The following is an 18,290-nucleotide window of genomic DNA, read 5'->3' as shown; positions in this document are numbered from 1 at the left end:
TGCGGGCCGAGACTATCGGCTAAATTTCCGGCCGTTCCCGTTCAGGAAGACCATCGATGATCGTCGCCGAAAGCAGCAAGTCCTTCCAGGAAGTCGTTTTCGAACTCGAACCCGCGCTCCAGCGCCTGGGCTTGAGCGTGCTCGCCCGCCACGATCTCGGCGAGGCGCTGGCGCGCCGGGCGCGCGGCGAGGCGCGGAGCTTCGATGAGGATTACCTGCTGCTCGACATCGTCGGCTGGCGCGCCGTCGAGGAGCTGCTTGCCGCCGACCTGCGCGTCGGGCTGGCCTTGCCGTGGCGTTTTGCCGTGTATACCGAGAACGGGGCGACCCGGATCGGCTTCCAGCCGCTGTCGCCGCCGAGCGGCGACGCCCGGCTGGCGCGCTGGGTGGCCGAGGTCGAGGACAAGCTGACGCAGCTCATCGACGAGATGCGCTGATTACTCGCCGACCTGCAGGCGGGCGTTCGGCAGTTCGCCGAAGACGTCCGGTGCGTACATCGCCTCGACCCGCGTCGGCGGCAGCGCGAAGTCGCCGGCATTGTTCAGGCGAACGGTGTAGGCGATCTGCGTGCGGCCGCGCGGCAGCATTTCGTAATAGGCCCGCCAGGCGCCGAAGCTGCGCTCGATGAAGCTCGGCCAGCGGCCTTCGCGGGCCTCGCCTTCGCCGCGCGTGGCGATCGCCGAGTCGCGGCCGTCGCCGTCGCCGAGGATGCGCGCGCCGGCCGGCACCGGGTCGCTGATCGCCACCCAGCTCATGTCGTGCTCGGCGTCGATGCTCAGCGTCACCCGCCACAGGTCGCCGCGGCTGAACTTGCCCGGCGTCTTCTGCTGCAGCGGCGTCAGTTGCCGCTGGATGCGGTAGCCGGCGTAACGCGGTGGGCCGTCGGGGATCGCCGCCAACACCTGGACGTTGGCCCAGGGCTTGCCGCTGCCGGCGTGGCCGAGCGCCAGCACGTCGTCCTTGTCGGGTTTGGCCGGCCAGGGCAGGGCGAGCGGCTTGCTGTCGGCACGCTTCCAGTCGAATTCGGCGCTGGCCGGGGCCAGCGTCGCCCGGGTCACGCCGGTCACCGCCTCGCGCTCGAACTTCTGCGCGAAGCGGTCGAGCGTCACCCGCGCCCAGGCGTTGGCCGTGGTCGTCAGCCAGCGGCCGCGCTGCTGGCGTTCGAGCGCGCCCTGCAGCAGGCGCGGCAGGTCGGTCTGCCACTCGGCGTCGTCGAGCATCGCCTCGATCAGGCGGAAGGCGTTGGCGTCGGCGCTGGCCATCATCCACCAGCCGTAATCGGCACGTTCGTTGGCGAAGATCAGCCGGCTGCCGGCGTAGCCGAGGCGGTTGCGCAGTTCCTGGCGGGCGGCGGCGTACTTCGCTTCGCGTTGCGGCAGGTCGGGTAGCGCCTTGAGCACCAGCGTCCAGTCGATCAGCGCCGCGGTCGGCAGCAGCAGCGGGTCGATGTCGAGGGCCGCTGCGGCGCGCTGCGGCTTATCGCCCTGGCGGACCAGTGCCTGCATGGCGTTGAGGCGGCGGTGCAGGCGCACGTCGCCGGCAAAGCCGGGCGCCCATTCGTCGCGCTTCAGGCGGCCGTCGACGAAGGCATTCAGGCCCTGCAGCATGCGCCGGCGGCTGTCTTCCGGCAGCGGGAAGCCGGCCAGCGTGACCACGTCGAGCAGGTAGGCGGTCAGCGTCGGACTGCCGGCCAGGCCGGGGAAGTAGGCGGCCAGGCCGTTGTCGTCGAGGTAGCCGGGCAGGGTGTCGGCGATCTGCTGCCAGCGCGCCGGATCGTGCAGGCCGACGGCGACCGAGGTCTTCTGTTCCAGGCAGGCGTAGGGGTAATCGGCGAAGAAACGCAGCAGGCCGGGCGGCGGCGTCGCCAGCTTGGGCGACAGCGCGACCTCGACGCCGCCCTTGCCAGGCAGCGCGCCGGTCGGTGGCGTCACCGGCAGGCGGATGTCGCCGTCGATACGCTGGAAGCTGGCGTGCTGGACGGTGACCGGCACGGCAGGCGCCACCTGCTGGGTGATGCGCAGCGTGTCGGCGGCCTTGCCGCCGTCTTCGCGCGCGCTGAATTCCCAGGTTTCCGCCGCGATGCCTGCGCCGGCCTGCATCGGCCAGCGTAGTTCGCCGGCGCTTTCCGGTGCCAGCGAGAGCTTTTGCGCGGCCAGGGTTTTGCCCCCGTTCTTGCCGTCGACCGTGAGATTCATTGCCCGGGCGGTGCCGTTGCGCAGCGTCAGCGTCGCCGTGTAGCGGTCGCCCTCGCGAACCAATGGCGGCAGGCCGGAAATGATCTGCAGGTCCTGCTTGCTGCGGATGCTGGTGCTGCCGGTGCCGAACAGCGCACTGCCGGCGCTGGCCACGGCGACCAGCTTGAACTCGCTGAGGGAATCGTTGAGCGGCACGCGCAGCGTCGCCCGGCCGTTGGCGTCGAGCGCCACTTTCGGCTGCCACAGCAGCAGCGTGTCGAACAGCTCGCGGGCCGGCGCCCTGCCACCGCCACCCCCCGGCGGTAGCGCCTTCTTGCCGAAGTGCCGCTTGCCGATGACCATGCCTTGCGCGGTTGCCGTTTCGACCGCGTAGCCGCGCGTCGGCAGCATCGCTTCGAGCAGCTGCCAGCTGTCGTTCGGGCGCAGTTCGAGCAGCGCCTGGTCGACGGCGGCGAAAGCGACCTCGCTGCCGGCCGGCAGCGGCTTGCCGTCGGGCGTGCTGACGCGGATGTTCACGGTCGCGTGTTCGCGCGGCTGATAGTCAGCCTTGTCGCTGCTGACCTCGACCTTGAGCCGGAAGGCTTCGGTACCGACGGCGATCTCGGCGAGGCCGATGCGGTACGAAGGCTTGGCCAGATCGACCATGGCCGTCGGCTGGTCCGGGTTCCACCAGGCGCGGAACCAGGCCAGCGGCTCGCGCCAGCCCCACTGGAACAGGCTGTACCACTTCAGCGGCTCGACCCGGCCACGGACGACCAGCACCGAGACGAAGGCGTTCGGCCCCCATTCGCCGCGTACCGGCAGTTCCACTGTCGGCTTGAAGCGCGACAGCGGCTGGACAAAAGTTTCGAGGATGCCGCCGGCTTCGACCGAGATCAGCGCGGTGGCCTCGCGGAAGGGCGTGCGCACCTGGAAGCGGGCGGTTTCGCCGGCGGCCCAGGCCTTTTTCTCGGGAATCACGTCGATGCGGTCCTGGTTGCCGGCGGCAAACCACAGGTCGCCGCCGCCGGAAACCCAGTAGCTGGTGCCGGCGCGGGCGACATTGCCCTTGACGTCGCGGGTCTCGGCGAGCAGGTAGATGGCGCCGGGGTCGGCAATCGACAGCTCGCACAGCAGCAGGCCGCGGCTGTCGGTTTTGCCGGCGCAAACCTCGCCGAGGTCGCGGTAGTCCTCGGTGTTCTCGTAGGCGTAGAAGCCGCCGACGATGCGTCGGCGGTGACTGCTGTCGATACGGCGCTTGGCGGTGACCTTGACCGCCTGGCCGGCGACCGGCTTGCCGGCGGTGTCGAGGACCACCGCCTGGAGCCGGTTGCCGCTGCTGCTGCCGGCCCAGTCGGCGATCTTGACGCCGATCTCGAAGGCCGCCGGGCGCAGGTCGACGATGCCGCGGATGGTCTGAATCTCGCCGTTCGGATCGGCAAAACTCATCTCGGCGTAGAGTTCGGCCGGGCCACCGGGCTTGGCCGGCAAGGGTACTTCCAGGCGACCGGCGCCGGCGGCGTCGAGCTTGAGCTGCTGTTTGTCGAGGACCAGGCGTTCCTCATCGATGCCGGCATCGAGGGCAAACGCGGCCAGCGCCTTTTCCTCGAAACCGACGTTGAAGCGGTAGTCGGCGTAACGCGCGTGGTGCACCCAGCGCGGGCGCAGTGTCGCCGAAACTTCGACTTCGGCGTTCTTCGCCGCGCCGCCGTTGAGGAAGGACAGGCCGAGCGCCAGCGGCACCTTGTCGACCGCGATCTGGCGCGCCGGCACGCCCTGGACGCTGCCGGTGAACACCGGCAGGCGGAAGTCGGCGACGCGGAACTCACTGCTGTAGATCTCGCCGTCGGCGCCGCCCTGGAGGACGATCTGCCAGGTGCCGAGCTTGGCCGATTCCGGGACTTTCCAGGCGTTGACCGCGCTCGCCTGGGCATCCCAGCTCAGCGGCTGGGTGAATTCGGTGCCGCTCTCGCTATGGCGCAGGACCAGTTTGTTCGGCAGCTTGTCCGCGGCCGGCAGCGAGAAACCGCGGCTGTCGCGGCTGCGCGCCAGGTGCTTGACCGACAGCGTCTCGCCGGGGCGGAACAGGCTGCGGTCGAGGATGCCGTGGATACGCAACGGGCTGTTGTCGCCCCAGCTATAGACGCCGAAGCGCCACGGCTCGATGCCTTCGTTCCAGTCCGAGCGCACGAAGCTGAAATCGCCGCCGCTGCGGGCGCTGGCGAACAGGAAACGGTCGCCGTCGCAGTACGGATTGTCGAGCGCCTGGTCGATCTTCGCCCGGCCGAGCGCGTCGGTCTTGCCCTGCCACAATTGCTTGCCGGCGCAGGTCGACACGCGGACCTCGGCGTCGACCACCGGCTTGCCGGTATCGAGCGCGGTGACCCAGACCAGCGCGTTGTCCTGGCCGACCTTGAGATGCACGGCGAGGTTGGTGACCAGCACCGCGCTGCGCACGTACATCGGCTTGGGTGTCGCCAGCAGCGCGTTGCCGAGCAGCCGGCTCTCGATCTCGACGATGTGGTAGCCGGGCTTGGTCAGCGGGATGCCGATCACCTCGAACTCCGCGCTGCCGCCGGGTTTCGGCAGTTCCTGCCGGGTAACGCCGGGGCGCTGAGCGAGGAAAGAGAGTTCGCGGGCGTAGTAGGGGTCGTAGCGCTCCTCGGGTTTGCCGTCGACCACCACCTTGTACTTGTTGCTCTGCTGTTCGAACTTGGCCAGTGCGCGCATGGCGGCGATCACGTCGGCGTCCTCGGTGAGCCGCTGCTCGCTGAAGCGGTGGCTGCCGGGCAGCGCCAGGCCGGCGGTCCTGAGGCTGGCTTCGACGTTGCGCAGCGTCACCGGCAACAGCCCGCCCTGCTTCAGTTCGACGATGCCGAAATCGCCGGGAAACTTGGCCAGCGGCGGTAGCGCGCCGGTGCGTACGGTCAGCGGGAACTTGTCGGTGTTGGCGAGCGGTCGGCCGGCCTCGTCCTTCACGCCGGCCGGCAGTTCGAGCTTGAGTTCCGTGTTTTGCGGCAAGGGGCCGGGGAAGGCGATGCTGTCGAACACCGCTTGCGGATTCTCGCGGTCCAGCGGCTGTGGCCGGCGCGGGCCGTCGGCGGAGCTCAGGCGGATCTTGTCGAAAAACTTCACGTCGACCGGCGCGCTGAAGTTGAGCCGGATCGCCGACAGCGGGGAACACGGTGCGCCGGCCTTTTCGCGTTCGCACGACAGGCTGGCGGTGAATGGCTCGCGCACCGGGTAGACGAAGCTTTGTTCCTTGTCGGCCGGGGTGCCGTTGGCCGCCTTGATGCCTTTGCCCCAGACCAGTTTCATCTTGCGCCCGGCGGGCAGGTTTTCGCTGCAGGCGACGACGATGGCGTGGTCCGGCATGTTGGCCTGCCTGAGTACCTCCTGGCGAATGGTGGCGGCCACCGGCCGGGCCGGGATGCGCTGGCCGACGCCGTCGGCTTCGCACCACAGTCGGTCGTTGAGCGAGGCCGGATCGAGCGGGCCGCCGCCGTCGATGACGAAGGCCTGGTCTTCCTCGATCAGCGCGCCGGCACTCGGCCGGATGCGCCAGGGGCGCGGTGCGGCGCCGGTGAATTCGAAGCGGCGTTTGCCGCTCAGGGTTTCGCCCTGCAGGGTGCTCAAGCCGTCGCGCAGCGTGAACACACAGCGCTCGCCGGCTTGCAGCGGGCGTTGCGGGCGCCAGGTCCAGGTCCGCTCGCCGCTCCAGCGTCCATCCCCGGTAATGCCGGCGCAATCGATGGCGAACGGCGCGGCGGCGGTGTCGTCGCCCAGTTTGACCATGGGCTGGCTGAATTGCGCCGAGACCTGGGCGACATGGCCGACCTGGCCCTGCGGCTGGAATTGGCGAACATCGGCAGCGTGGCCGGCCGATGCGAGCAGGAGCAGGGCAAGTAGCGAAAGTGGGCGGCGCATGTCAGGAGAATTGTGCGGGAATGCTCAGGGTGAATCGACTGCCCTGGCCGGGGGTGCTATCGACCGTCAGGCTGCCGCCCATGGCTTCGGCCAGGCGGCGGCTGATGCTCAGGCCGAGGCCGGTGCCGCCGAACTCGCGGGTGTGCGAGCCGTCGGCCTGGGTGAAGGCTTCGAAAATCTGTTGCTGCTTGTCGGCGGCGATGCCGATGCCGGTATCGCTGACCACGATGCGCAGGCAGCCGTCGCTGACGTCGGCATCGACGGTGATTTCTCCGGCGCGGGTGAATTTGACGGCGTTGCTGAGCAGGTTGGTCAGGATCTGGCGCAGGCGTAGCGGGTCGCCAAACAATCCTTCGGGCAGCGGAGCATGCGGCAATTCGTGCAGGCGCACGCCCTTGGCTACGGCAGCGGGGGCGAACAGCGCGCTCAGGTCGTGGATCAGGCTGTTGACGTCAAGCGGCAGGTGTTCGAGTTGCAGGTTATGCGATTCGATTTTCGAGTAGTCGAGAATCTGGTTGAGGATGTCCAGCAGCGAAACTGCCGAATCCCGCACGATGCCGAGCTGGCGGCGTTGCCGCTCATCGAGCGGGGAGCGCAGCAGGACTTCGGTCATGCCGAGTACGCCGTTCATCGGGGTGCGCAGTTCGTGACTGACCGTGGCCAGGAAGGTGGTCTTCGCCAGCGAGGCGGCCTCCGCGCGTTCCTTGGCGAGCAGCAGCTGACTTTCGTATTCCTTGCGCTCTGTGATGTCGACGGTGACGCCGACGTAGTGCTTGAGCCGGCCGTGGTCGTCGAGCACGGCGTTGATATTGACGATGCCGTGAAAGAGTGTGCCGTCCTTGCGCCGGTTGATGATTTCGCCATCCCAGTGGCCGACGGTCTGGATGCTATCCCACATGTGCCGGTAAAACGACTCGTCGTGGCGGCCGGAAGCGAGCAGGCGCGGGTTGCGGCCCAGCACCTCGCTGGCGGTATAGCCGGTGATGCGCTCGAAAGCCGGGTTGACGGCGATGATGTCGCCCTGGGGGGTGGTCAGGAAAACGCCATTGTTGGTCGCGGCAAAGACGCTTTCCGCCAGCTTGCGTTGGTTGGACAGTTCGTCTTCACGTTCTTCCAGCCGGCGCTGGCGCAGCCAGACCAGGAAGGCTGCGGCGCTCAGCGCGAACAGGATCGGCAGCACCACCAGCGAGATGCGCCGGGCCTCGTCGCGCCAGCGTTCGAGGATGGTGTTCTGCGACAGATGCACGGCGACCAGCGCCGGGAAACGGCTCGATACCCGGTAGGCGCTGAGTACCGGATTGCCGCCGGGCAGGATTTGCCGGAGCGCCCCGCTTTCCTGGCGGGCCAGCCATTCCGTCACCTGGCCGGCGGCGCCGGCGTGGCCGGGCAGGTCCAGCGGATTTGACGAAAGCAGCAGCAGGCCGTCGTGACGCAGTATCTGGACATGACCCTCTTCACCGGGCAGCAGCTGGCTGAAATGCAGGGTGAAATATTCAGGATTCAGCGCAGCGACGATCCAGTGGCGGTGCTCGCCGTTGTCGATCCGGCGCAGCACCGGGACGAAGGCCGGGCCATTGTTGCGGGTGTCGTCGGCCAGCGCCGTTTCCGCAATGCCATCGGCGAGGTCGCGCCCGAGCCACAGGCTGCCGATATGCATCGTTGGCGAGTCGTCGCCGATGATCGGAAAGAAACCGCGCAGTGCGACCTTGCCGCCGACATTGCCGGGGCTGGTGCTGGCCAGTACCAGCCCCTCTTCGTCGATCAGCGACAAGGAGCGCAGATAGGGGGTCTTGCGCAGCGCATCGTTCATCTGCTCGCTGAAGCGCGTGCCGACGCTGTCCGTACTCTGACCGGGCGCCAGACCGACTGCAGCCAATTCGATCATTTCGAAGGTCTGGGTAAGGTGCTTCTCGAAACTGCGGGCGTGGGTGACGGCGGCTTCGATGCCGTTGTCGAGTGCCGCCGTGCGCAGCCGCCATAGGGTGAAGGCGTAGGCGCCCAGCCAGCCGACGATGAGCAGGCTGAGAACGACGAACAGTGCGCTGCGGCGATGAATCGACATGCTTGCGCTCCGGCGGGTCAGCGAAAGACGATGGGCTCCAGTCGGTGGCGAACTGCGTTGGTCATCAGCCGGCCATCCATTTTCATGGCTTGCAGTTCGCGTTCGACATAGCTGTGGAAGGCATCGTCTCCGGGGGCCATGGCCCAGGCATACGGGGTGGTGTGGAACTTGCCCGGCGGAGCGACCAGCCTGGCCCAGTCGCTGTTGTCGAGCATCCGCCGGCTGTAGGGGTAGTCGGTCATGAAGACGTCGGCGCGGCCGCTCTGGACTTCGTATTCCCGGGCATGCGGGGTCTCGAGGACACGCAGTTCGGCATGGCGCAGTTTTTCCTTCATCACCCCCTCGTGCAGCGTGCCCCGGGCCACGGCAACGACGATGCCGGGACGGTCGATGTCTTCCCAGGCGTTGATGCGCGGATTGCTCCGCGTGGTGATCGCGTAAATGTCGCTGAGCAGGTAGGGCTGGGTGAAGCGCAGGCGCTCCTGGCGGGCCGGCGTGATGCCGATGGCGAACATGGCGATGTCGCAGCGGTCGCTTTCGAGATCGTCGATCAGCGTGGCGAAGGAACTGTTGACGAACTGCGTGCGCACGCCAAGCCGGCGCGCCAGGTCGTTGGCGTTGTCGATGTCGATGCCGCTCGGGCGACCGGTTTTGGGGTTGCGGAAGGAAATGCCGTAGTAATCCGGCCAGATGCAGACCCGCAGGGTGCCGCGCTCGACGATGCGTTCCAGCCGTCCCTGCGCCATGGCCTGGAGCGGCAGCAGCAGACTGATGAGCAACAGGGCGGAAAAACAACTTCTGCGGTGCATGTGGCGAATCCGGAAAATTATGCGGATCAGTTTAACCGCATATCGCCCTGTCGTCATGCTCCTGGCAACAAGGTCTAGCCGGTTTCGGCCAGGCGCGCGGCCTGGATCATCTCGTCAGGCGCGCCGATCCGCTCGAGCAGGTGGCTGTGGCCGATGTGCAGCAGTTCCTCGACGGCCCGGAAATCGTCGGGCAGGGCGGCGTCATTCCAGCCGTTGGCGGTGTGGCGCGCCAGGTCGACAGCGAGATTGACGTTGCGCACGTTGAGGGTTTCGGCATCGGCGGGATCGAGCAGCGAAAGCAGGAGTTCCGGCAGCCCCCAGAGTTCGACCAGCTCGCGCATGATGTCGGCCAGCGGCGCGCCGAAAACCTCTTCCTGGACGGTGCGGGTGCGCAAGCCAGGATTGGCGGTGAGGCGCTCGCGGGCGCGGATGGCCAGTGCCGGGGCAAAGCAGTGCATCAGGATTTCGACAAAATCGTGCAGCAACGCGGCCAGGGCGATTTCCTCGAAACGGGTGTTCTGCCGCAGCAGCGCCCAGTCGCGGGCCCACAGCGAGGCCTGGCGGGAGCGGGCGATGACCTTGAGCAGGCCGAGCATGGCCTTGGGGTGCCCCTTGAGCTGATGCTCGATGATCGGCAGTTCCTGGCAGCTGTCGAAGAATTTCATCGTACCGATCATCACCAGCGAGCGCTCGATGGTGGTGATTTCGGCGTTCTGGCTCTTCGGCCGGTGTTCCTTCATGTAGCGGAACACGCGCAGCGTCATCAGCGGGTCGTGCATGACGATGTTGGCCAGCGTGCGCGTGTTGATGGTTTCAGCCGCATCGCGCAGCTCCGCCAGGCGGTTGGCCGTCAGCCGCAGGATCGGCAATTCAACTTCCTTGAAATGTTCGACCCAGGCGTTGGTGCCGGGGAAGGGGAAGTCGATCATCAGGGTCATGCTGGCGCTCCTTCGCGGTCCGGATCAGCGGTTGAGCAGTTTTTTCAGGAAATTCTCGACATAAGCCGGCCGCACGGGCTTGACGATGTAGCCGCGGGCGCCGAGCCCGGCTGCCTGCTGGACCAGTTCGCGCGAAGTGTCGCCGGTGACCATGACGACGGCGGTTGCCGGGCTGACTTCGCGGATTTTCGGCAGCGCATCCAGTCCGGACATCAGCGGCATGTTGACGTCGAGGAACAGGACCTGCGGTTGATGTACCTGGGCGGCACGAACGGCTTCCTCGCCGTTGCCGGCCTGGGCGACGATGTTCATGCCGAGTTCGGTGAGGACGCCCTTGAGCAGCAGGCGGATCGAGCTGTTGTCATCGACGATGACCGCCGTCGGCCGCCCGCCCGTCCGGCGGGCACCGGGCGATGTCGGCCCGGCGTTCGCCGGCGGCGGCACATCGGCCCGTTCGGCCTGCTGGCGCACTTCGCATACCTGGCGCAGTTCGTCGAGAATCTGTTTCTGGCCGAAGGGCTTGCGCAGAAAACCTGAGGCGCCGTTGTCCGCCGCCCGTTTATCGATGTCGGCGTCTTCCGACCCGGTCATGAAAACGACGTCGATCTCGGGGAAAGTGCTGTTGACGTCCTTGAGCAGTTCCAGCCCGTCGCGCCCGGGCAACTGGTAATCCAGGCAGACGATGGTCGGTTTCAGGCGGCGGATCTCATCCAGCAGCGTATTGCCGTTTTCCAGTTGTCCGGCGATGGTGTAGCCCTGGCTGCCGAGCAGGGTGGCGAGCAGGGTACGCATCGAGGCATTGTCTTCGACGATCAGGACTCTCATTTTTTCCGGTGCTGTTTTCGGTTGTCACAATGTCGCGGAAAGGCCGCGCCTACCTATGTTAACCGCGAAATCGACGGAATGGGCGGGCAGAATGCACAATGCCCCGGTGACGGGGCATTGTGCATGGGGTGGGGAGCGGATCGGTCAGAGGATCATGCCGGCGCCGACCGTGTTGTTGTTGCTCTCATCGATGACGATGAACGCCCCGGTGCCGCGATTTTCCGCGTACGGATCGACGAACAGCGGTTGCGCCAGCTTGAAGGTGACTTCGGCGATGTCGTTCATCGCCAGCTTGTCGGCCGCGACCTTGTCCAGCGTGTTGACGTCGAGGCGGTGGTCGATGGCGGTCAGCTTGGCCTTGGAATCGCGCGTCGTGTGGCGGATCAGGTAGGTGCGGGCGCGGTCGAGCGGGGCTTCGGCCAGCCAGCAGACGGTGGCGCGGATTTCCTTGACGGCGGCCGGGGCTTCGGCGGACTTGACGATCATGTCGCCGCGCGAGCAGTCGATTTCGTCGGCGAGCAGGATCGTCACCGATTGCTCGGTGAAGGCTTCGCCGATGTCGACGCCGCCGATCTGTACCGCCTTGACCGTCGATTCGAGGCCGTTGGGCAGCACTGTGACCTGGTCGCCGACCTTGATCGAGCCGGATTCGACGCGGCCCATGAAACCGCGGTAGTCGTGCAGTTCGGGGTTGGCCGAATCCTGCGGGCGGCAGACGTACTGGACCGGGAAACGGAAGGGTTCGGCGTGCTCGGTATGCGCGGCCGGCGCGGCTTCGAGGATTTCCATCAGGGTCGGACCGTCGTACCAGTCGAGGTTGTCGCCGCGGTCGACGATCATGTCGCCGTTGAGCGCCGACAACGGGATGAAGCGGATGTCTTCGATGCCGACCTTGGCGGCGAATTCCAGATAATCGGCCTTGATCTTCTCGTAGGTTTCCTGCGAATAGTCGACCAGGTCCATCTTGTTGATGGCGACGACCAGGTGCGGGATGCCGACCAGCGCAGCCAGCTTGGAATGGCGGCGGGTCTGGGTCAGCACGCCCTTGCGCGCGTCGATCAGGATGATGGCCAGGTTGGCGGTGGACGCGGCGGTGACCATGTTGCGGGTGTACTGCTCGTGGCCCGGCGCGTCGGCGATGATGTACTTGCGCGTGCCGGTGCTGAAATAGCGGTAGGCGACGTCGATGGTGATGCCTTGTTCGCGCTCGGCCTGCAGGCCGTCGGTGAGCAGCGACAGGTCGACCGCGCCGAGGCCGCGCTTCTGCGAGGTCTTCTCGATGGCGTTCAGGGTATCGGCGAGGATGGTCTTGGTGTCGAACAGCAGGCGCCCGATCAGGGTGCTCTTGCCGTCGTCGACGCTGCCGCAGGTGAGGAAGCGGAGGAGGCCGTGGTCTTCGATGGTGTGGATTGTCATGGATGGTGTTCCTAAAGCGGTTGCAGACCGGGCGAAATGTTTACGTAGCAGGCGAGGACTGTCTGAGTGAGCGTAGCGAGCGAGTTCCGCAGCCAGCGGAGGAAATATTTCGCCCGGTCTCCGGGGGCATCAGAAGTAGCCTTCCTTCTTGCGTTGTTCCATGGAGGCTTCGCTGGTCTGGTCGTCCAGACGCGTGGCGCCGCGCTCGGTGATGGTGGTGGTGGCGGTTTCGACGACGATCTTTTCAACCGTGTCGGCATCCGATTCGACCGGTGCCGTGCAGGAAATGTCACCGACAGTGCGGAAACGCACCAGCTTCTCAACGATTTCCTCACCGGCCTTCGGCAGGTTGGTCAGCTCGCCGGAAACCAGCGGCACATTGACCGGCACGATGGCGCCCTGGCGGATGACCACCGGGCGGGTGTGGGCGAAGTAGATCGACGGCAGTTCGAGCTTTTCGCGCTCGATGTATTGCCAGACATCCATTTCCGTCCAGTTCGAGATCGGGAAGGCGCGGATGTTCTCGCCCTTGTGGCTGCGGGCGTTGTAGAGGTTCCACAGTTCCGGGCGCTGGTTCTTCGGGTCCCATTGGCCGAACTCGTCGCGGAAGCTCATGATGCGTTCCTTGGCGCGGGCCTTTTCCTCGTCGCGGCGGGCGCCGCCGATGCAGGCGTCGAAGCCGAATTCCTCGATGGCTTCGAGCAGCGTCACCGACTGGTGCTTGTTGCGCGATTCGCCTTCGTGCTTGAGGACGACCGTGCCGCGCTTCATCGAATCCTCGACGGAACGGACGATAAGCCGCTCGCCCAGTTCGGCGGCGCGCTTGTCGCGGAACTCGACCACTTCCTTGTAGTTGTGGCCGGTATCGATGTGCATCAGCGGGAAGGGGAACTTGCCCGGGCGGAAGGCTTTCTCAGCGATGCGCAGCATGCAGATCGAGTCCTTGCCGCCGGAGAAGAGCAGCACCGGGTTGGCGCACTGGCCGGCCACTTCGCGCATGATGTGGATGGCTTCGGCTTCGAGCCAGTCGAGGTGGGAGAGTGTCTTGCGTTGGGTCATTGCTGGGTAATCCGCAGGGATTGTTGAATGGAGCGGATTGTAGCAAGGGCTTAATATTCAATTAAGAACATGAGTGCATCTTGTTATTCGTTTTTTGAATAAATATCCGGTAAAGAAATTGCGACAAAATCGCTCATCCCGTTGTGATAGATTCGGGCTATGACAACGATCAGCACACTGTTCCTGCTGGCCGGCCTGTTGCTGTTCATCAGCGTGCTGGCCAGCACCATTTCCGCGCGTCTCGGCCTGCCGCTGCTGCTGCTTTTTCTCGGTGTCGGCATGTTGGCCGGGGAGGATGGCATTGGCGGCATCGTCTTTGACGATTTCAAGACCGCCAACCTGATTGCCCAGCTGGCGCTGGCGGTGATCCTGCTCGACGGTGGCCTGCGCACCGATTCCGGCAGTTTCCGCGTCGCCCTGAAGCCGGCGGCGGTGCTGGCCACCTGGGGGGTGGTCGGGACAGTCGGGCTGCTCGGCCTTTTTGCCACCTGGCTGCTCGATGTCGATTGGCGGCTGGGTCTGCTGCTCGCGGCCATCGTCGGCTCGACCGACGCGGCGGCGGTGTTCGCGCTGTTGCGCAACAGCGGTGTGCGGCTCAACGAGCGGGTCAAGAGCACGCTGGAAATCGAATCGGGTTCGAACGACCCGATGGCCATCCTGCTGGTCGTGGTGATGATCGAGGTGCTGTTGCACCCGGAGCGTTCCGGGGTGTCCAGTTTTGCCTGGATGCTGCTCAAGCAGGCCGGGATCGGCTTGTTGTTCGGTGTCGTCGGCGGCAAGGTGATGGCCTTGCTGCTGCGCCGCCTGAACCTAGCCGAAGGCCTTTATGCGCTACTCATCCTGTCCGGCGGTCTGCTGATCGTCGGCGCCGCCAATCTGCTTGACGGCAGCGGCCTGCTGGCGGTGTATGTGGCCGGGGTCATCGTTGGCAACCGGAAAAGCCATGCCACGGAGCATGTGCTGCGGGTCATGGACGGCCTCGCCTGGCTGGCCCAGGCCGGCATGTTCGTGGTCCTGGGGCTGCTGGTGACGCCAACCCATCTGGCTGAATATACCTGGCATGCGCTGTTGCTGGCGCTGTTCCTGATGTTCGTCGCCCGTCCGCTGGCAGTGGCCATCGGGCTCTATCCTTTCCGTTACACGCGCAACGAAATCGCCTTTGTCAGCTGGGTCGGCCTGCGCGGGGCGGTGCCGGTCGTGCTGGCGATCATGCCGGTAGTGATGGGCGTGCCGGATTCGCAGTTGCTGTTCGACGTGGCTTTCTCGGTTGTCCTGTTGTCCCTGCTGGTCCAGGGAGCGACCATTCCGGCAGCGGCGCGGCTGCTCAAGGTCGAACTGCCGCCGGCCGACGAGCCGCGCGACCGGGTCGAGGTCTGGCTGGGCGAGGAGGCGGCCCTGCCGATGTTCGAATTCCGCGCCAGCCTCGGTTCGGCCGCCGAGGGGCGGCACCCGGATGAACTGGCGGCTGAATTCATCCACGACGAGGTGCGCTGCATCGCGGTCGTGCGCAAGGGACGGTTGCTCGACATCAAGGGCGATTTCCGCCTGCGGCCTGGCGATTCGGCCTGGTTCATCGCGCCGGAAGCGCTGGCCGAGCGGCTGGCGCGCATCTTCGGCGTGGCGATGCAGGACATCGGGCGCAATACGCGTTACTTCGGCGAGTTTGCCGTGGCGCCGGATTGCACGGCCGGCGACCTGGCGCTGGCCTACGGTTTCGCTTTTGACGAAGAAGAAAACCCGCGTCGCCTCGACGATGTGTTCATTGCACGCCTCGGCCACCCGGCGGTCGTCGGCGATCGCGTCCAAGTCGGCAATTTCGTCCTCATCGTCCGCGAGATGGGGCCGGCCGGCAAGATCGCCAGCATCGGCCTGAAGTGTCCGCTGCTATCCGGGGATGCCGCCTGAGTCAGGACTGGGGCGGTTCGTTCCTGGCCATCCAGGCGAACAGCGACGAGCGCATCACTTCCTCGACGCTCATGTTGATGGGGGTGACCCAGGCGCGCGGTACGAATACCGTATAGCCGCCGATCATGTAACCCATCGGCAGATAGACGGCGACGCGGTCTCCCGGCATGAATCCGTGCGGCAGGGTCGACAGGTTCTGGCGCGTGACCAGGCCGACGATTTCCAGTTCCTGTCCGGGCATGCGCAGGATGACGACCTGTTGCGCGACCTGGGCGCTGTTGGGCGTGAAGTAGTCGGCAAAATTCTTCAGCGATGAGTAGATGCTCTTGACCACCGGCAGGTTGGTGAAGGGCAGTTCGACGAAGGACAGCAGACGGCGCACCCGCGGCTGCGAAATCAGGAAGCCGAGCAGGACGATGATGCCGATACCGATCACCAGGCCCAGGCCGGGCAGGTAGAAATCGCCGAGCAGGGGGCGCAGCCACCACATGGCGAACTCTTCAGTGCCGGTCAGGAACAGGTAGAGCAGGTAGATGGTGACGCCCAGCGGCAGGGCTGCGAGCAGGCCGCGGATGAAATACTGGGAGAGTAGCTTCATTGTGGTGGCTTAGAGGCTGACCAGCACGTCGCGGTTCGACTCGCGCAGTACATTGAGGGTGGTGCTGCCGAGCAGGAAATCCTCGATCGGGCCGAGGCCGTGCTTGCCGACGACGATCAGGTCGCAGTCCTGGGCTTCGGCTTCATCGATGATCAGGCGGGCGATATCGCCGTGCCGTGTCAGTTGCACGGTGTCGGCGGGCAGGCTTTCGCGGGCGACCAGTTCGTGAAGTTTGGTCAAGCCTTCGCGTTCTGCATCCTTGCGGTAGCGATCGATCAATTCGCTGGCAATGCTGGCGTGTTCCATTTTGCCCTCGAACGGCGTTTCAACCGCGTGCAGCAGCACGATTCCGGCGTCCGGCAACAATTCGCGGGTCAGGCGCAGCGCCGCCAGAGCGGGCGGGAAGAAATCGGTGGCGACCAGGACGCGGCGGTAATTGCCGGATACTGCCTGCTTGACGACCAATACCGGGCAGGGGCTGCGGCGGATCAGACGGGCGGCGGTGCTGCCCAGGCGCAGCGCATTGAAGAAACCCTGGCCATGGGCGCCGACGACCAGCAGTCTGGCCGCCAGTTCGCGCGCATTCCCGGCCAGTGCGTCGACCGGCTTGCCGTGCAGGACGGCGCAGTGGCTAGCCGGGTCGGTGCCCGGGCTGGCGATCGCCAGCAATTCCGCCAATTGCTGGCGGACCGTGGCTTCGTGTTGCTCGTCCAGTTCCTGCGGTGCCCGGCCGAGCAGTGCCTGCAGGCTCTCCAGCAGGCCGGGATGGATGACATGGGCCAGGTGCAGCGGCCAGCCGTGGGCAGCGGCCAGCGCACCGGCGCGGGCGACAGCGGCACCGGCGTGCTCGGAAAGATCGGTGGCGGCAAGGATGCTTGGATTCATCAGCGATTTTCTCCTGGGCGGATCAGTGCGGCGAAGTGTTCGACGGTGTAATCGACCGCGTCGCGCATCGGGTAGAGAACGGTCGGCGCGCCGGCCTGCTTCATGCGCATGCCGTGTTCGTCGTCACGGGCGACGAAGGCGACTTCGCCGCGGAAGCGGCGTTCCTTCAGGGCGTTCAGGAAGGCGACGTTGGAATCGACATCGGGCAGCGTGCTGACGATCCACTTGGCGCTTTCCAGCGGCAGTTCCTCGAGGAAGCCGGACTCCTGGCCGTCGCCGTAATGCACCGGGATGCCGCTGGCCCGCATTTCGGCGACGCGTTCCGGGTCGAAGTCGATCCCCAGCACCCGGATTTCCTCCTCGTGCAGCAGCCGCGCCAGACGTCCGCCGTAGCGGCCGAGGCCGAAGACGATGATCTCCGGCTTGTCGTCAGCGTGGGCGTCGGTCTCCACCGCCTGCTCGCGGAAGGGATTCTTGCGTTCGAACCAGCCGAGGAAAGGCGCGAGTTTCTGGTAGAGCTGGTGCGAGTACAGGATCATGTAGGTGGACATGGCGATGGTCACCAGGCCGACCAGGGTGGTCAGGCCGAGCGCATCGACGCCGACGTGGCCGAGCGAGATGCCCATGGCGACGAAGACGATGGAAAATTCGCTGATCTGGGCGACGGTCAGGCCGGCGAGGAAGCCGGTGCGCTTGCGGTAGCCCATGAAACCCATGATCGCCATGACGATCAGCGGGTTGCCGATGAGCACGAACAGCGAGAGCACGATTGCCGGCATCAGTTCGCCGCCGAGCGTCGAGAAATCGAGCTTCGAGCCGAGGTCGATGAAGAAGAACAGCAGCAGGAAGTCGCGGATGCCCGACAGGCGGGCGTTGATGGCGTCGCGGTAAGCGGTTGAGGCAAGTGAGAAGCCGGCCAGGAAGGCGCCGGCTTCCTTGGAGAAACCGGCCCATTCGCCGAGCGCGGCGAGCCCGGTGCCCCAGGCGATGGCGAAGATCAGCAGCAGTTCCTGCGAATGCGCCATGGCCTTGACCAGAGAGGGCAGGATCCAGCGCATCAGGACATACAGTGCGGCGCCGGCGAGCAGGATGCGCCAGGACAGCGAGACGATGACCTCGACCAGACCGGCCTCGTCGCTGCCGCGCAGGGCGCTCATCGCCATCATCGCCAGGACCACGGCGAGATCCTGGACGATCAGGAAACCGACGGCGATGCGGCCATGCAGCGAATCGAGTTCGCGCTTGTCCGAGAGCAGCTTGACGATGATGATGGTGCTCGAGAAGGTCAGCGCGATGGCAACGTAGAGCGCCTCCATGACGCCCTTGCCGAGCAGCAGGATGAGGGCGAAACCGCCGACGATGGTGAACGCCAGCTGGCCGAGGCCGGTGGCCAGGGCAACCGGGCCGATATGGCGGACGTGGTGCAGGTCGAGCTTGAGGCCGACCAGGAAAAGCAGCACGGTGATGCCGACGTGGGCGAGCAGGTCGATCTGCTCATGCGCGGCGACCAGGCCGAAGACCGCCGGGCTGGCGATGATGCCGACGACAATGTAGGCGATGATCACCGGCTGGCGCAGACGCACCGAGATAGCCCCGGCAATCGCCGAGATGATCAGGAGCAGTGAAAATTCGCTGAAGGCACTCATGTCGTTTTCCTGGAAGGCGCCGGAACCAAGCTGGCACAAGGCAGAA

12 protein-coding genes are annotated in these 18,290 nt (G+C 65.9%); 2 read left to right on the top strand and 10 right to left on the bottom strand.

The window, feature by feature from the left end; genetic code table 11:
- The first annotated feature begins 56 nt into the window (after window positions 1-56).
- Window positions 57-437, top strand: coding sequence for a DUF302 domain-containing protein (locus Q0799_RS05890; RefSeq protein ID WP_298395647.1), 381 nt, complete (start codon window positions 57-59; stop codon window positions 435-437).
- Here Q0799_RS05890 and Q0799_RS05885 read toward each other — a convergent pair whose 3' ends face one another.
- The 7 genes from Q0799_RS05885 to cysD all read right to left on the bottom strand — a co-directional run bounded on the left by Q0799_RS05885 (window position 438) and on the right by cysD (window position 13,210).
- Window positions 438-6,101, bottom strand: coding sequence for an MG2 domain-containing protein (locus Q0799_RS05885; protein WP_298395644.1), 5,664 nt, complete (start codon window positions 6,099-6,101; stop codon window positions 438-440).
- A 1-nt stretch (window position 6,102) separates the two neighbouring features.
- Complete coding sequence (locus tag Q0799_RS05880; RefSeq protein WP_298395640.1) at window positions 6,103-8,163, bottom strand: ATP-binding protein; 2,061 nt, start codon at window positions 8,161-8,163, stop codon at window positions 6,103-6,105.
- Between the two features lie 17 nt (window positions 8,164-8,180).
- Window positions 8,181-8,972 (bottom strand): ABC transporter substrate-binding protein, encoded by a 792-nt coding sequence (locus Q0799_RS05875; RefSeq protein WP_298395636.1) that lies wholly within the window; start codon window positions 8,970-8,972, stop codon window positions 8,181-8,183.
- A 74-nt stretch (window positions 8,973-9,046) separates the two neighbouring features.
- Window positions 9,047-9,910 carry an HDOD domain-containing protein gene (locus Q0799_RS05870; RefSeq protein WP_298395634.1) on the bottom strand — a complete coding sequence of 288 codons (864 nt, stop codon included), beginning with the start codon at window positions 9,908-9,910 and terminating at the stop codon, window positions 9,047-9,049.
- A gap of 24 nt (window positions 9,911-9,934) precedes the next feature.
- Window positions 9,935-10,735: a response regulator gene (locus Q0799_RS05865; RefSeq protein ID WP_298395630.1), complete on the bottom strand. Its 801-nt coding sequence runs from the start codon at window positions 10,733-10,735 to the stop codon at window positions 9,935-9,937.
- Window positions 10,736-10,879: 144 nt separating this feature from the next.
- The gene (cysN, locus tag Q0799_RS05860) at window positions 10,880-12,202 is read right to left on the bottom strand and encodes a sulfate adenylyltransferase subunit CysN (protein WP_298395677.1); all 1,323 of its coding nucleotides are present in this window, start codon (window positions 12,200-12,202) and stop codon (window positions 10,880-10,882) included.
- 78 nt (window positions 12,203-12,280) lie between these two features.
- Window positions 12,281-13,210, bottom strand: a complete 930-nt coding sequence (gene cysD / locus Q0799_RS05855; protein WP_298395627.1) for a sulfate adenylyltransferase subunit CysD — start codon at window positions 13,208-13,210, stop codon at window positions 12,281-12,283.
- Between the two features lie 159 nt (window positions 13,211-13,369).
- Between cysD and Q0799_RS05850 the strand changes: the two genes are divergently transcribed.
- Entirely contained in the window at window positions 13,370-15,115 is a 1,746-nt protein-coding gene (locus tag Q0799_RS05850) for a potassium/proton antiporter (RefSeq protein ID WP_298395624.1), read from the top strand.
- 1 nt (window position 15,116) lies between these two features.
- On the opposite strand, the gene Q0799_RS05845 is transcribed toward Q0799_RS05850, so the two are convergent.
- The 3 genes from Q0799_RS05845 to Q0799_RS05835 are packed head-to-tail and all read right to left on the bottom strand — an operon-like array spanning window position 15,117 to window position 18,244.
- Window positions 15,117-15,713, bottom strand: coding sequence for a DUF502 domain-containing protein (locus Q0799_RS05845; RefSeq protein ID WP_298395622.1), 597 nt, complete (start codon window positions 15,711-15,713; stop codon window positions 15,117-15,119).
- Window positions 15,714-15,722: 9 nt separating this feature from the next.
- Entirely contained in the window at window positions 15,723-16,598 is an 876-nt protein-coding gene (locus tag Q0799_RS05840; protein WP_298395619.1) for a universal stress protein, read from the bottom strand.
- Window positions 16,598-18,244, bottom strand: coding sequence for a cation:proton antiporter family protein (locus Q0799_RS05835; protein ID WP_298395616.1), 1,647 nt, complete (start codon window positions 18,242-18,244; stop codon window positions 16,598-16,600). The genes Q0799_RS05840 and Q0799_RS05835 overlap by 1 nt, the downstream gene beginning before the upstream one ends.
- Window positions 18,245-18,290 lie beyond the last annotated feature (46 nt).

The sequence above is a fragment of the uncultured Azonexus sp. genome (genome assembly GCF_937982035.1).
Lineage (GTDB): Bacteria > Pseudomonadota > Gammaproteobacteria > Burkholderiales > Rhodocyclaceae > Azonexus.
This window is presented reverse-complemented; position numbering and strand designations above follow the sequence as displayed.

Bases quoted from the DNA above. Each gene is read 5' to 3' on its own strand.
- Q0799_RS05890 (WP_298395647.1), top strand. From the start codon at position 57: ATGATCGTCGCCGAAAGCAGCAAGTCCTTCCAGGAAGTCGTTTTCGAA.
- Q0799_RS05885 (WP_298395644.1), bottom strand. From the start codon at position 6,101: ATGCGCCGCCCACTTTCGCTACTTGCCCTGCTCCTGCTCGCATCGGCC.
- Q0799_RS05880 (WP_298395640.1), bottom strand. From the start codon at position 8,163: ATGTCGATTCATCGCCGCAGCGCACTGTTCGTCGTTCTCAGCCTGCTC.
- Q0799_RS05875 (WP_298395636.1), bottom strand. From the start codon at position 8,972: ATGCACCGCAGAAGTTGTTTTTCCGCCCTGTTGCTCATCAGTCTGCTG.
- Q0799_RS05870 (WP_298395634.1), bottom strand. From the start codon at position 9,910: ATGACCCTGATGATCGACTTCCCCTTCCCCGGCACCAACGCCTGGGTC.
- Q0799_RS05865 (WP_298395630.1), bottom strand. From the start codon at position 10,735: ATGAGAGTCCTGATCGTCGAAGACAATGCCTCGATGCGTACCCTGCTC.
- cysD (WP_298395627.1), bottom strand. From the start codon at position 13,210: ATGACCCAACGCAAGACACTCTCCCACCTCGACTGGCTCGAAGCCGAA.
- Q0799_RS05850 (WP_298395624.1), top strand. From the start codon at position 13,370: ATGACAACGATCAGCACACTGTTCCTGCTGGCCGGCCTGTTGCTGTTC.
- Q0799_RS05845 (WP_298395622.1), bottom strand. From the start codon at position 15,713: ATGAAGCTACTCTCCCAGTATTTCATCCGCGGCCTGCTCGCAGCCCTG.
- Q0799_RS05840 (WP_298395619.1), bottom strand. From the start codon at position 16,598: ATGAATCCAAGCATCCTTGCCGCCACCGATCTTTCCGAGCACGCCGGT.
- Q0799_RS05835 (WP_298395616.1), bottom strand. From the start codon at position 18,244: ATGAGTGCCTTCAGCGAATTTTCACTGCTCCTGATCATCTCGGCGATT.